The organism is Yersinia sp. J1 (assembly GCF_050586585.1).
Lineage (GTDB): Bacteria > Pseudomonadota > Gammaproteobacteria > Enterobacterales > Enterobacteriaceae > Yersinia > Yersinia entomophaga.
Genome location: NZ_JBOBDP010000021.1, coordinates 1 through 13,169, shown reverse-complemented (window position 1 = coordinate 13,169; position 13,169 = coordinate 1). Strand labels below are relative to the sequence as shown.

The following is a 13,169-nucleotide window of genomic DNA, read 5'->3' as shown; positions in this document are numbered from 1 at the left end:
ATGGCAAAGGCACCTATTCGTGCACGCAAGCGTGTAAGAAAGACAGTCTCTGACGGTGTGGCTCATATCCATGCTTCTTTCAACAACACCATCGTTACCATTACTGATCGTCAGGGTAACGCTTTGGGTTGGGCAACAGCCGGTGGTTCCGGTTTCCGTGGTTCTCGTAAATCTACTCCGTTTGCAGCGCAAGTTGCAGCAGAGCGCTGCGCAGAAGCAGTGAAAGAATACGGTATTAAGAACCTGGAAGTTATGGTTAAAGGACCTGGTCCTGGTCGTGAGTCAACTATTCGCGCGTTAAACGCGGCTGGTTTCCGCATCACTAATATTACTGATGTGACTCCGATTCCTCATAACGGTTGTCGTCCGCCGAAAAAGCGCCGCGTATAACGTTGCTTTTAGGTTTGTTGGAGAGAGAAAATGGCAAGATATTTGGGTCCTAAGCTCAAGCTGAGCCGTCGTGAGGGCACAGACCTGTTCCTTAAGTCTGGCGTTCGCGCGATTGACACCAAGTGTAAGATTGAACAACCACCTGGTCAGCATGGTGCGCGTAAACCGCGTCTGTCTGATTACGGTGTGCAGTTACGTGAAAAACAAAAAGTTCGCCGTATCTATGGTGTTCTGGAGCGTCAATTCCGTAACTACTATAAAGAAGCAGCACGTCTGAAAGGCAACACAGGTGCAAACCTGTTGCAATTGCTGGAAGGCCGTCTGGACAACGTAGTTTACCGTATGGGCTTTGGCGCAACTCGTGCTGAATCACGTCAGCTGGTTAGTCATAAAGCTATCATGGTAAATGGTCGCGTTGTTAACATCGCTTCTTATCAGGTATCTCCGAATGACGTAGTCAGCATCCGTGAGAAAGCTAAAAAGCAGTCTCGTGTGAAGGCAGCTTTGGAGCTGGCTGAGCAGCGTGAAAAGCCGACTTGGCTGGAAGTTGATGCTGTTAAGATGGAAGGTGTGTTCAAACGTATTCCTGAACGTACTGATCTGTCTGCGGACATTAACGAACACCTGATCGTCGAGCTTTACTCCAAGTAAAGCTTAGTACCAAAGAGAGGACACAATGCAGGGTTCTGTGACAGAGTTTCTAAAACCGCGCCTGGTAGATATCGAGCAAGTCAGTTCGACGCACGCCAAGGTGACCCTTGAGCCGTTAGAGCGTGGCTTTGGCCATACTCTCGGCAACGCACTGCGCCGTATTCTGCTTTCATCTATGCCGGGTTGCGCGGTGACCGAGGTTGAGATTGATGGTGTACTGCATGAGTACAGCACCAAAGAAGGCGTACAGGAAGATATCCTGGAGATCCTGCTCAACCTGAAAGGGCTGGCGGTGAGAGTTCAAGGAAAAGATGAAGTTATACTTACCCTGAATAAGTCTGGCATTGGCCCTGTGACTGCAGCCGATATCACCCATGATGGTGATGTCGAAATCGTCAAGCCGCAACACGTGATCTGCCACCTGACCGATGAAAACGCATCTATTAGCATGCGTATCAAAGTTCAGCGCGGTCGTGGTTATGTGCCGGCTTCTGCCCGAATTCATTCGGAAGAAGATGAGCGCCCAATTGGTCGTCTGTTAGTAGACGCATGCTATAGCCCTGTAGAGCGTATTGCCTACAATGTTGAAGCAGCGCGTGTAGAACAGCGTACCGACTTGGACAAGCTGGTCATCGAGATGGAAACCAATGGTACGATCGATCCTGAAGAGGCGATCCGCCGTGCGGCCACTATCTTGGCTGAACAACTTGAAGCTTTCGTTGACCTACGTGATGTACGTCAGCCGGAAGTCAAAGAAGAGAAGCCAGAGTTCGATCCGATCTTGCTGCGCCCTGTTGACGATCTGGAATTGACTGTCCGCTCTGCTAACTGCCTCAAGGCAGAAGCTATCCACTACATCGGTGATCTGGTACAGCGTACCGAGGTTGAGTTGCTGAAAACGCCGAACCTGGGTAAAAAATCTCTTACTGAGATTAAAGACGTGCTTGCGTCACGTGGTCTGTCTCTGGGCATGCGCCTGGAAAACTGGCCGCCAGCAAGTATTGCTGACGAGTAACCGGATCACAGGTTAAGGTTTTACTGAGAAGGATAAGGTCATGCGCCATCGTAAGAGTGGTCGTCAACTGAACCGTAACAGCAGCCATCGCCAGGCTATGTTCCGTAACATGGCCGGCTCTTTGGTTCGTCATGAGATCATCAAGACGACCCTGCCGAAAGCGAAAGAGCTGCGTCGCGTTGTTGAGCCGCTGATTACTCTTGCCAAGACCGACAGCGTTGCTAATCGTCGTCTGGCATTCGCCCGTACTCGTGATAACGAGATCGTGGCAAAACTGTTTAACGAGCTAGGCCCGCGTTTCGCGAGCCGCGCCGGTGGTTACACTCGCATTCTTAAGTGTGGCTTCCGTGCAGGCGACAACGCTCCGATGGCTTACATCGAGCTGGTTGATCGTGCTGCGTCTGAAGCAGAAGTAGTAGCTGCAGAGTAATCTGTGAACGCGTAAAAAAACCGGGCTTGCCCGGTTTTTTTACGTCTATTGACAGCCCTGCCCAAAATAAGACCGTCTTAGCCGTTCTTCGTGATTATTTCCCTCGCTTATTATCTGCATCCTAATGCGTTATGCTATGTATATCGGTTAAAGCTGGGAACTACGTGTATGTCATTAACTGATGAATGGGCTGAAAGGCACATAATGGATGCGCAAAAAAAGGGTGAACTTGAAAATTTGCCCGGTTTTGGTGTGCCCCTGGAACTTGATGATGATACTCATATTCCTACTGAGCTTAGGGTCAGTTATCGAATTCTGAAGAATGCTGGCTATATTCCCGTCGAGTTACAAGATCGGCAAGAAGCACTGACTATTATTCATCTACTCGCGCAATTAGATCACAATGAAGCGGAGTATCAGAAATTATCGAAGCGGCTGGGTTTACTCGAACTGAAGTTGAAACAAGCGGGATTGAATACCGATTTTTTGCACGGTGATTATCAGCTGCCATTATCCGAAAAACTGTCTGGAGAATCAGGATGTTGAAAATAGGTCAATTGGCCAAGCTGGCCGATGTCACACCTGATACGGTGCGATATTATGAAAAACAGGGAATGATGGAACATGGCATTCGTACTGAAGGCGGTTATCGCTTATATAATGAACAGGATTTACAGCGTTTACGCTTTATCCGATATGCCAAACAGTTAGGTTTTACTCTGGAGACGATCGCGGAACTATTATCGATCCGAGTCGATCCTGAGCATCATACATGTCAGGAATCCAAATCGATCGTCGATTCCAGACTCAGTGAAGTTGAGGGGAAAATTAAAGAATTGCAGAAAATGCGGGAATCTCTCAAACGTTTAAGCGATGCCTGTTGCGGTAGCCACCATACCAGCACTTACTGTTCGATCTTAGAAGCGCTGGAGCAAGGCGCTACGGACGAAACCTCGCGAAACTAAATTTGTTTGCCTAGTTATTTCATTACTGGACGAACAGCAGTATGATTCGAACGTTTTTCAAACAATGTTTATTACAATGAGGATCTACCATGACTACTTACCGTCACACTAAAGGCAAAATTAAAGATAATGCTCTGGAAGCATTGTTACATGACCCACTGTTCAGGCAGCGAATAGAGAAAAATAGTAAAGGGAAAGGCAGCTATCAGCGTAAAACAAAACACGCGAAAGGCGGTAACTGGGAGGCCAGTGGCAAACAATCAGCAGATTCTTTACCACTGGCCTTCTGGTTTTAAGGAATAAAAAAAGCCATCTTACGATGGCTTTTGACGTACTGAAATCGTGATTATTTAGTTTGTTGTTCTTTTAATAAATCACGAATCTCGGCTAATAACTTTTCTTCCGTAGTTGGTGCCGGTGGTACCGCTGGTTCTTCTGCTTTTTCGCGACGCATTTTATTCATCAGCTTAATTGCAGAGAAGATTGCCAGTGCAACGATAACGAAATCAAAAATGCTTTGAATAAATGAACCATAATTCATGACAACTGCAGGAATCGCACCTTGGGCTTCACGTAGTACGAAATGGAATTGTTTGAAGTCCACGCCGCCTAATAACAGTCCTAGAGGTGGCATGATAATATCTGCGACCAGCGAGGAAACAATCTTCCCGAAAGCGGCACCGATAATAACACCGACCGCCAAATCAACCACATTCCCACGCATGGCAAATTCACGAAATTCTTTCATAAAGCTCATAGCAACACCCCTTCAAAATTAAACGAAACAATCTTAACTAACAGAAATCCCTGTACCTCAAGAATTATAGGAAATTTTTCATCCTTTCCCATGGGAATAGTTTTAATTAATTCACTCGTCCCTGAAATTAAGATTATAGCCTTATAAGAAGAATGGGCTTGGTTGGAACAAGCGTTCAACGTCAGGAACGAATTTTTTATCGGTAATAAACATTACAACGTGGTCACCTTGTTGAATAACCGAGCTGCTATTAGCGATAAGCACTTCATCTCCACGTACAATAGCGCCAATCGTAGTACCCGGCGGTAATTTAATATCTTCAACCACTCGTCCTACTACTTTAGATGTACTTTCATCACCATGAGCGACAGCTTCGATAGCTTCTGCTACGCCGCGTCGCAGTGAAGACACGCTAACAATATCTGCTTTGCGCACATGGCCGAGCAGTGCGGAAATCGTGGCTTGCTGTGGTGAAATGGCAATATCAATTACACTGCCTTGCACTAAATCTACATAAGCACTGCGTTGAATGAGCACCATGGCTTTTTTGGCCCCCATACGTTTGGCTAGCATGGCAGACATAATATTAGCTTCGTCATCATTGGTGATGGCAATAAATACATCGACTTGCTCAATGTGTTCTTCGGCTAATAATTCCTGATCTGAGGCATCACCGTAAAATACGATAGTGTCGTGTAGCATCTCCGCTAATTCAGCCGCTCGCTGCTGGTCACGTTCAATTAATTTTACGCTGTAGTCTTTTTCTAATCGTAATGCCAATCCGGCGCCGACGTTACCACCGCCAACAATCATAATTCGCTTATAGGGTTTTTCCAGTCGCTGTAATTCACTCATTACTGCGCGAATGTGCTGGGAGGCGGCGACAAAAAAGACTTCATCACCGGCTTCGATAATAGTTGAACCCTGTGGACGAATAGGTCGGTCTTGACGAAATATAGCCGCTACTCGCGTATCAATATGCGGCATATGTTCGCGTAGTGAAGATAAGGCATTGCCCACCAGAGGACCGCCGTAATAAGCTTTTACTGCGGCAATACTGACCTTACCTTCGGCAAAATTAACTACCTGAAGTGCGCCAGGATATTCAATCAGCTTATATATATAATCGATTACTAACTGTTCCGGCGATATAAGATGATCAATTGGGACAGCTTCCGGTAGGAAAAGCTTCTCAGATTCACGGATATATTCAGGAGAGCGAATACGAGCGATACGGTTAGGTGTATTAAATAATGAGTAGGCGATCTGACAGGCGATCATGTTGGTTTCATCGGAGTTAGTGACAGCAACCAGCATATCTGCATCTTCTGCGCCGGCTTCTCTCAGCACCCGTGGGTGCGAACCGTGACCTTGTACTACGCGCAGATCGAACTTGTCCTGTAATTGACGAAGCCGATTGGTATTGGTATCCACAACGGTAATATCGTTGTTTTCACCGACCAAATTTTCTGCCAGCGTCCCGCCAACCTGTCCCGCACCGAGAATAATTATTTTCATCGCGTTCTCTGTTTACCCTGAAAGTAGGCCCGAAGGCCTAACAATAACCGCTACTCTGAGGTTTGATTAGCCTTTAATTAGCTTAGCGTAAAAGAAGCCATCACCGTCTTCCGGGTGAGGAAGGTTTTGTTTACCGGGATGAGCCGCTGAGCCTGTTTCTACTAAACGCGCTTCCGGATGGCGCTGCAAGAATGCGGCGATCTGCTGTTGGTTTTCTTCCGGCAAAATTGAGCAGGTTGCGTAAACCATCACGCCATCTTTCTTCAGCTTAGGCCAAATAGCCTCAAGAATTTCTGACTGCAATTGGGCAAGATCGGCAATATCGCTGTCACGGCGCAGCCATTTGATATCTGGATGACGACGAATCACGCCGGTGGCAGAGCAAGGCGCATCCAAAAGGATACGATCGAATAGCTTATCTTCGCACCAGTCATCAGGTGTACGACCATCACCGACCTTAACCACCGCATTCAGTTGCAGGCGTTGCAGATTTTCTTTTACGCGGCTAAGACGTTGTTCATCAATATCTACCGCCAATACGTGCGCTTTGGGAGCGGCTTCGAGAATATGGGTGGTTTTACCGCCGGGTGCAGCGCATAAATCGAGGATCTGTTCGCCGTTCTGCGGATCGAGCAGATCAACGCAGCCTTGAGCTGAGGCGTCTTGCACCGTCACCCAACCCTGAGCAAAACCAGGCAGATCGTTTACCGCACATGGAGTGATCAAACGAACGGCATCGGCGTATTCAGCGTGAGGTTCCGCTTCAATACCCGCTTGTTGCATCAATTCCAGATAATCTGCTCGGCTATGGTGTAAGCGACTAACGCGCAGCCACATCGGCGGTTTTTGATTGTTGGCATCGATGATTTGCTGCCATTGCTCCGGGTAGGCTTTTTTAATTCGAGCCAGTAACCAGCTTGGATGCAAATAGCGGCTGTCATGATTGGCTGCGCGTTCCAACAACTCTACCTGCTGGCGTTGGAATTGGCGCAATACGCCATTAATCAAACCTTTAAGCTGTGGTCGCTTTAGGGCTACGGCGCCTTCTACCGTTTCAGCCAAAGCCGCATGAGGTGGGATCCGGGTGTACAGCAATTGGTAAATGCCCACCATGATCAGGTAATGAAAGACCCGCTGTTTACCCGTCATCGGACGTGCCATTAGCTGCTGAATACACCATTCCAGCTGCGGCAGCACGCGTAAAGTCCCAAAACACAACTCCTGCAACAGCGCGCGGTCTTTATCGGAGATATTTTTCTGGAGACCAGGAAGGACGGTGCTGAGAGATTGCCCTTGATCCAGTACCTGGCTAATTGCTTTGGCAGCGATGCTGCGGAGGTTATATGTGTTTTTCATAGCCAAAAAAGCTGACAAATGTCAGCAAAATAAAGGGAAAGAATAGCCCGATAGTGAAGTATCGGGCGATGAAGTCGTTGTTAAAATTCGTCGGTTATGCCAACTGATTACCGACGGTAAACCATTCGCGTCGCGAATTGAGCAAATCTGCCGCCGACATCGGTTTCTTCCCTGCTGGCTGCAACTGAGTAATATTCAGCACGCCGTCAGCCGTCGCCACCTGAATACCCTGTTTATCCGCCTGTACTATGGTGCCGGGTAAAGTATTAGATGCCGCGGGTAGAACATGAGCTTGCCAAACTTTTATCGGCTGTTCGTCGATGACAAAATAGCTAACCGGCCAGGGATTAAAGGCGCGAATGCAGCGTTCTAGCTGAGCAGCAGAAAGTGACCAGTTCAGTCTGGCTTCCTCTTTGCTCAGTTTTTCCGCATAAGTCACCAGACTTTCATCCTGTACTTCCGGTTTGGCTTTACCTTCCGCTAACAGTTGTAGCGTGGCCAGCATACCCTGTGGCCCAAGTTCAGCGAGTTTGTCGTATAGGCTCGCGCTGGTATCTTCCGGCTGTATATCGCAGGCAATTTTATACAGCATATCGCCGGTATCTAACCCGACGTCCATTTGCATAATAGTGACACCGGTTTCTTTGTCCCCAGCCCAGAGTGAACGCTGGATTGGCGCAGCTCCACGCCAACGGGGCAGCAGAGAACCGTGTACGTTAATACAACCTAAACGTGGCATATCCAACACCGCTTTTGGCAGGATGAGGCCATAAGCCACCACGACCATGATATCGGCGTTAAGATCGGCTACCAGATGCTGATTTTCTTCTGGCCGCAGAGATTTTGGCTGAAAAACAGGAATATCGTGTTGCTCAGCTAAAACCTTTACCGGGCTTGGAGTGAGTTTGTTACCTCGGCCAGCAGGGCGATCGGGTTGAGTGAAAACCCCGATAATCTGGTGCTTGGAAGAAAGTAGCGCGTCAAGATGACGCGCTGCAAAATCAGGCGTTCCGGCAAAAATAATCCGCAATGAATCAGACACGTTTGGTTTCCTGCATAAAAAAGGATTAGTTAGCGCGCGCGTTGAGCTTAGCCAGTTTTTCCAGCTTTTGGCGGATACGCTGACGCTTCAGAGGCGACAGATAGTCCACGAACAGTTTGCCAACCAAATGATCCATTTCGTGCTGGATACAGATCGCTAACAGATCGTCTGCTTCCAGTTCAAAAGGTTTCCCATCACGGTCCAAGGCTCTGACTTTGACTTTTTCTGCGCGAGGAACCAGGGCGCGTTGCTCAGGAATAGAGAGGCAGCCTTCTTCAATACCGGTTTCACCGCTTTTTTCCAGCAGCTCAGGGTTGATTAAGACCAGGCGCTGATCGCGGTTTTCAGAAACATCGATAACGATAATCTGCTGATGGACATCTACTTGCGTAGCGGCAAGCCCAATGCCTTCCTCTGCGTACATGGTATCGAACATATCGTCCACGATGCGTTGGATTTCTGCATTGACTTCTTTTACCGGCGCAGCAACTTTGCGCAGCCGGTCGTCTGGGTAATGTAACACCTGTAATACTGACATAAATATCTAGATCTGCGTCCGATTGGTGAATGATATTCAGTCTCTATTCTAGACATTTTTGGCTCCGATTGACAGCATCGACTACCAATTGAACAAATTGATGTTGACAGACAAATCCGCCAGGGAGGGGGAATGTTAGCAACGGAGCTATGGCTAAGGATCAATGGAGTTCAGGGGCTTGATACCAGCAAAAGTCGCTTACTAGGGATTGGGTTGCTAAAACTCAGTGATATCAGCGCAGAAGCACTACGGAAATCGGGGCTTTATGATAAACAAATTCAACAATTTTGGAGCCTAAACCCGCGTTATATCGAGAAGACGTTATCCTGGCTGGAACAACCTGGCCACCATTTACTGGTCTATGGTCAGCCTGGCTATCCAGCGCAGTTAATGGCGATTTTATCGCCCCCTTTGCTGTTGTTTGTTTCTGGAAATAAAGAGCTATTACCTGCATCGCAGATAGCGATGGTTGGCAGTCGGAGTTACAGCCATTACGGAGAGCGTTGGGCGCGTTATTTTGCTGCTGAACTTGCTCAAAGTGGCCTGGCGATTACTAGCGGGTTGGCGTTAGGAATTGATGGTATTTGCCATCAGGCAGTATTGGGTTGCGGTGGTAAAACTATTGCGGTTCTAGGGAGTGGGCTTGCCAATATTTATCCCAAGCGGCACGGGCGATTGGCGCAAGAAATTGAGGCAAATGGCGGTGCGCTGGTTTCTGAGTTTTTATCTACGGCATTACCTATTGCCGCTCATTTCCCTCGGAGAAACCGAATTATAAGTGGGCTAAGCGCGGGGGTGATCGTCATTGAAGCAACGCGTAAAAGTGGCTCTTTGATTACGGCTCGGTATGCTTTGGAGCAAGGCCGGGAAGTTTTCTCTCTACCCGGCTCACTCGATAGCTCTGGGAGTGAAGGGACACACTGGCTGATTCAGCAAGGAGCGAACCTGGTTTGCCATCCGCGGGAGGTCATTGAGCAGCTGGGGAGTTCCTTACATTGGCTACCTTTGCCTATGGAAGAAATTATTTCTGCGCCAGAACCGCAACTTGAATTGCCATTTCCTGATGTGTTGGCTAACGTAGAATATGAGGTGACACCCATTGATGTCGTCGCCGAACGTGCCGGCCATACTGTGCCAGAAATCGTAGTGAAATTACTCGAGCTGGAGTTAGCAGGGTGGATCGCAGCTGTACCCGGCGGCTATGTCCGAATAAGGAGGGCAGGCCATGTTCGACGTTTTGATGTACCTATTTGAAACATACATGCATAACGACACCGAAATGCTCGCCGATCAGGACAAAATTACTGACGATCTAGCGGATGCGGGTTTCTATCGTGAAGACATCTATAACGCCTTGAATTGGCTGGAGGCGTTGGCTGATTTACAGGAAGGTGAAATAGCGCCTTATCAGTACAGTGCCGATCCTTTGGCGCTTCGTATCTATACTCCTGAAGAAATCATGAAGTTGGACGTCGAATGCCGTGGTTTTATCCTATTCCTCGAACAAATTAATGTGCTAAAACTCGATACCCGCGAAATGGTTATTGATCGTATTATGGCGCTCGATTCAGCCGAGTTTGATCTGGAAGATCTTAAATGGGTGGTGCTGATGGTGCTGTTCAACGTGCCTGAATATGAAAATGCCTATCAACAGATGGAAGAATTGCTCTTTGAAGTTAATGAGGGTTATCTGCACTAGGTGGTAATATCGGCGCAGATTAATCGATTAGAGAAAGCGTTATGACAAAAACTGCAACTGCGAAGGATAATGGGTCCTGCCCTGAGTGTGGGTCAGCATTAGTGATCCGCCGCGGTGGTCATGGCCCGTTTCTTGGTTGTTCTCATTACCCCGAATGCCAATATATGCGGCCGTTAAAGGCGCAGGCGGACGGACACATAGTTAAAGTGTTGGAAGGGCAGGAATGTCCGAAGTGTCAGGCGGTATTGGTGTTACGACAAGGGCGCTACGGTATGTTTATTGGCTGTAGCAAATATCCTGAATGTGACCATACCGAAGTTATCGATAAACCAGATGAAACATCTATTACTTGCCCACAATGCGGTAAGGGAAAACTGTTGCAACGTAAATCCCGTTTTGGAAAGGTTTTTCACGCTTGTAATCGCTATCCTGACTGCCAATTTGCGCTTAATCAGCAACCTATAGCCGGAGAATGTGCCCATTGCCACTACCCGCTTCTAATGGAAAAACGCACTGCGCAGGGCGTGAAGCGTTTTTGTGCTAGCAAATTATGTGGGAAACCAGTGGCAATCGAGTAAGAACCCATGTGTAAAGAAGATATCTCCCTTTTTGAAGGTGTACTGCAAGCTTTGCAGCAAGAAGACGTTATTGCCTATCCAACTGAGGCTGTATTCGGCCTGGGTTGCGATCCCGATAGTGAAAAAGCGGTAAATGCTTTGCTGGCGTTAAAACAGCGTCCCTGGCAGAAAGGGCTGATTCTGATTGCAGCAAATTATGAGCAACTCTTGCCTTATATTGATGACTCGCAGTTAGATGAAACGCAACGCGCAACAATATTTGCCAGCTGGCCCGGTCCGGTGACATGGGTTATTCCAGCCAGGAAAACGACGCCTCGTTGGCTGACGGGGCACTTTGACTCTCTGGCCGTTCGGGTTAGCGACCATCCCTTAGTGCAACAGTTGTGTACCTATTATGGAAAGCCTCTGGTTTCAACCAGCGCGAACCTCAGTGGGTTAGAGCCTTGCCGTACGGAAGAAGAGGTTCGAAAGCAGCTTGGAACCGATCTGGCAGTATTGTCCGGGCTGGTGGGCGGGCGTTTAAATCCATCTGAAATTCGTGATGCCCTCACCGGTGAGCGTTTCCGTCAAGGTTAAGGAAAGAGAGTGGAACAACCGTTTGCAGTTTTTGGCAATCCGATAGCCCATAGTAAGTCGCCGCGAATACATGCCCTTTTTGCCGCCCAAACGGGTATTGAGCATCATTACGGAACGGTGCTGGCTCCTCATGATGAGTTCGAAACAACGCTGGCTACGTTTTTTGCTCAGGGGGCGAAAGGTGCAAATATCACCACGCCATTTAAAGAGCGGGCTTATGCAGCATCGGCGGAGTTAACTGAGCGTGCCGAATTTGCCGGTGCGGTGAATACCTTAAAGGTTTTGGAAGATGGCCGCTTACTCGGAGATAACACCGATGGTATCGGTTTGCTCAGCGATCTGGAGCGTTTGGAGCTGATCAAGCCGCAGGATCGTATCCTGCTGGTCGGTGCCGGTGGCGCTGCGCGTGGCGTGATCCTGCCTCTGCTTTCTTTTGGTTGTAAGATCGTTATTACTAACCGAACTTTTAGTCGGGCGCAGCAGTTATCCGAAGTGTTTAGGCACCTTGGCGAAATAGAAGCAGTAGAAATGGCAGATCTTGAAGGGCAGTGCTTCGATCTTGTTATTAATGCTACAGCTTCGGGCATTCATGGCGACGTTCCCGCACTCCCTGCTTCTCTTATTGCCCCAAACACTCGTTGTTACGATATGTTTTATCAACAGGGAGATACGCCCTTCCTTACTTGGGCCTCCGCGTTGGGAGCAACGCAGTATGCCGATGGTTTAGGAATGTTGGTAGGGCAGGCGGCGCATGCGTTTTATCTTTGGCATGGCGTGATGCCGGAGATTACGCCGGTATTAGCGCTTTTGAGCGAAGAACTCGGCCACTGATTGGCATAGGTGTCGTTTTATTTAGGCATCAGATATATGTCTATATAGAGGGAGTCTATTGTTTCCCTCTATATAGATAGAGAACAAGAAGGGGGGTATTACTTTTCTTCAGCCAGGTAATCATCTTTCCAACGTACATAGTTGTTTGCCGAGTAAATCAATCCTTCCAGCTCTGCGGGGGTTAACGGACGAATCTGCTTAGCCGGGCTTCCCATATAAAGGTAACCACTGACTAATCTTTTACCGGGCGCAACTAAACTGCCAGCGCCAATCATCACATCATCTTCTATAACCGCGCCATCCAGCAGAATCGAACCCATCCCGACTAATACGCGATTACCAATCGTGCAGCCGTGAAGCATCGCTTTATGTCCGACGGTCACGTCTTCGCCGATGATAAGAGGATGACCTGTAGGGTTGTATTCGGACTGATGGGTGACATGCAAGACGCTTCCATCCTGAATATTGGTGCGAGCACCAATTTTGACCTGATTTACATCGCCGCGAATAGCAACTAACGGCCACACGCTGACGTCATCACCGAGCAAAACATTGCCGATCACTACGCTCGATTTATCGATCATTACCTTCTGGCCAAGGATCGGAGTGTAATTTAGGTAACGACGAATAGAATCAGACATAACAAAGCCCCGTAATAAGATCATAATTTACTGGCAATACTATCCTTTGCTGGTGGAATTACAACCAGACAGCCGGTTGGATCGAGCCGAAAATGGCGGAGATCGTGCAAGATCTACCCGTAAGGAGCGAAAAGTATTCAAACAGTAGAAAAAGGCGAAAAAAGAGTTGTGCAAAAAATTCG

General features: G+C 48.1%; 18 protein-coding genes. 12 read left to right on the top strand and 6 right to left on the bottom strand.

Going from position 1 to position 13,169, the window contains the following annotated elements; all coding sequences use genetic code 11:
* The 7 genes from rpsK (at position 1) to ACQ4OC_RS18005 (ending at position 3,747) form a co-directional block, all read left to right on the top strand.
* Positions 1–390, top strand: a complete 390-nt coding sequence (rpsK, locus tag ACQ4OC_RS18035; RefSeq protein WP_002218948.1) for a 30S ribosomal protein S11 — start codon at positions 1–3, stop codon at positions 388–390.
* Between the two features lie 30 nt (positions 391–420).
* Positions 421–1,041, top strand: coding sequence for a 30S ribosomal protein S4 (gene rpsD, locus ACQ4OC_RS18030; RefSeq protein ID WP_002218949.1), 621 nt, complete (start codon positions 421–423; stop codon positions 1,039–1,041).
* Between the two features lie 25 nt (positions 1,042–1,066).
* Positions 1,067–2,056, top strand: coding sequence for a DNA-directed RNA polymerase subunit alpha (locus ACQ4OC_RS18025; protein WP_002438685.1), 990 nt, complete (start codon positions 1,067–1,069; stop codon positions 2,054–2,056).
* Positions 2,057–2,096: 40 nt separating this feature from the next.
* On the top strand, positions 2,097–2,486 hold the full coding sequence (gene rplQ, locus ACQ4OC_RS18020; RefSeq protein ID WP_064515571.1) for a 50S ribosomal protein L17: 390 nt from the start codon (positions 2,097–2,099) through the stop codon (positions 2,484–2,486).
* Positions 2,487–2,654: 168 nt separating this feature from the next.
* The gene (locus ACQ4OC_RS18015; RefSeq protein WP_430971476.1) at positions 2,655–3,032 is read left to right on the top strand and encodes a DUF1992 domain-containing protein; all 378 of its coding nucleotides are present in this window, start codon (positions 2,655–2,657) and stop codon (positions 3,030–3,032) included.
* Positions 3,026–3,451: a Zn(2+)-responsive transcriptional regulator gene (gene zntR / locus ACQ4OC_RS18010; RefSeq protein WP_064515570.1), complete on the top strand. Its 426-nt coding sequence runs from the start codon at positions 3,026–3,028 to the stop codon at positions 3,449–3,451. Before ACQ4OC_RS18015 ends, zntR begins: the two co-directional genes overlap by 7 nt.
* 89 nt (positions 3,452–3,540) lie before the next feature.
* Entirely contained in the window at positions 3,541–3,747 is a 207-nt protein-coding gene (locus ACQ4OC_RS18005; protein ID WP_064515568.1) for an alternative ribosome-rescue factor A, read from the top strand.
* A 50-nt stretch (positions 3,748–3,797) separates the two neighbouring features.
* Here the strand turns inward: ACQ4OC_RS18005 and mscL are convergent, their stop codons facing one another.
* The 5 genes from mscL to def form a co-directional block, all read right to left on the bottom strand.
* The gene (gene mscL / locus ACQ4OC_RS18000; protein ID WP_064515566.1) at positions 3,798–4,208 is read right to left on the bottom strand and encodes a large-conductance mechanosensitive channel protein MscL; all 411 of its coding nucleotides are present in this window, start codon (positions 4,206–4,208) and stop codon (positions 3,798–3,800) included.
* 141 nt (positions 4,209–4,349) lie between these two features.
* The gene (gene trkA / locus ACQ4OC_RS17995) at positions 4,350–5,726 is read right to left on the bottom strand and encodes a Trk system potassium transporter TrkA (RefSeq protein WP_064515564.1); all 1,377 of its coding nucleotides are present in this window, start codon (positions 5,724–5,726) and stop codon (positions 4,350–4,352) included.
* A gap of 66 nt (positions 5,727–5,792) precedes the next feature.
* Complete coding sequence (rsmB, locus tag ACQ4OC_RS17990; protein ID WP_430971475.1) at positions 5,793–7,082, bottom strand: 16S rRNA (cytosine(967)-C(5))-methyltransferase RsmB; 1,290 nt, start codon at positions 7,080–7,082, stop codon at positions 5,793–5,795.
* 94 nt (positions 7,083–7,176) lie between these two features.
* Positions 7,177–8,124 (bottom strand): methionyl-tRNA formyltransferase, encoded by a 948-nt coding sequence (fmt, locus tag ACQ4OC_RS17985; RefSeq protein ID WP_064515560.1) that lies wholly within the window; start codon positions 8,122–8,124, stop codon positions 7,177–7,179.
* A 25-nt stretch (positions 8,125–8,149) separates the two neighbouring features.
* Positions 8,150–8,662: a peptide deformylase gene (gene def, locus ACQ4OC_RS17980; RefSeq protein WP_049597199.1), complete on the bottom strand. Its 513-nt coding sequence runs from the start codon at positions 8,660–8,662 to the stop codon at positions 8,150–8,152.
* Between the two features lie 132 nt (positions 8,663–8,794).
* Between def and dprA the strand changes: the two genes are divergently transcribed.
* From dprA to aroE, 5 genes are read left to right on the top strand one after another with little or no spacing between them, the layout of a single operon-like run.
* Positions 8,795–9,916, top strand: a complete 1,122-nt coding sequence (gene dprA, locus ACQ4OC_RS17975; protein ID WP_120805390.1) for a DNA-protecting protein DprA — start codon at positions 8,795–8,797, stop codon at positions 9,914–9,916.
* Positions 9,888–10,361, top strand: coding sequence for a DUF494 family protein (locus ACQ4OC_RS17970; RefSeq protein ID WP_064515557.1), 474 nt, complete (start codon positions 9,888–9,890; stop codon positions 10,359–10,361). The genes dprA and ACQ4OC_RS17970 overlap by 29 nt, the downstream gene beginning before the upstream one ends.
* A 41-nt stretch (positions 10,362–10,402) precedes the next feature.
* Positions 10,403–10,939, top strand: coding sequence for a DNA topoisomerase family protein (locus ACQ4OC_RS17965; protein ID WP_064515555.1), 537 nt, complete (start codon positions 10,403–10,405; stop codon positions 10,937–10,939).
* Between the two features lie 6 nt (positions 10,940–10,945).
* A complete protein-coding gene (tsaC, locus tag ACQ4OC_RS17960) occupies positions 10,946–11,515 on the top strand; it encodes an L-threonylcarbamoyladenylate synthase type 1 TsaC (RefSeq protein WP_064515553.1) in 570 nt (189 codons plus the stop codon).
* Between the two features lie 9 nt (positions 11,516–11,524).
* Entirely contained in the window at positions 11,525–12,346 is an 822-nt protein-coding gene (gene aroE / locus ACQ4OC_RS17955) for a shikimate dehydrogenase (protein WP_064515551.1), read from the top strand.
* 98 nt (positions 12,347–12,444) lie between these two features.
* Here aroE and ACQ4OC_RS17950 read toward each other — a convergent pair whose 3' ends face one another.
* On the bottom strand, positions 12,445–12,987 hold the full coding sequence (locus ACQ4OC_RS17950) for a gamma carbonic anhydrase family protein (protein ID WP_064518392.1): 543 nt from the start codon (positions 12,985–12,987) through the stop codon (positions 12,445–12,447).
* Positions 12,988–13,169: the final 182 nt, after the last annotated feature.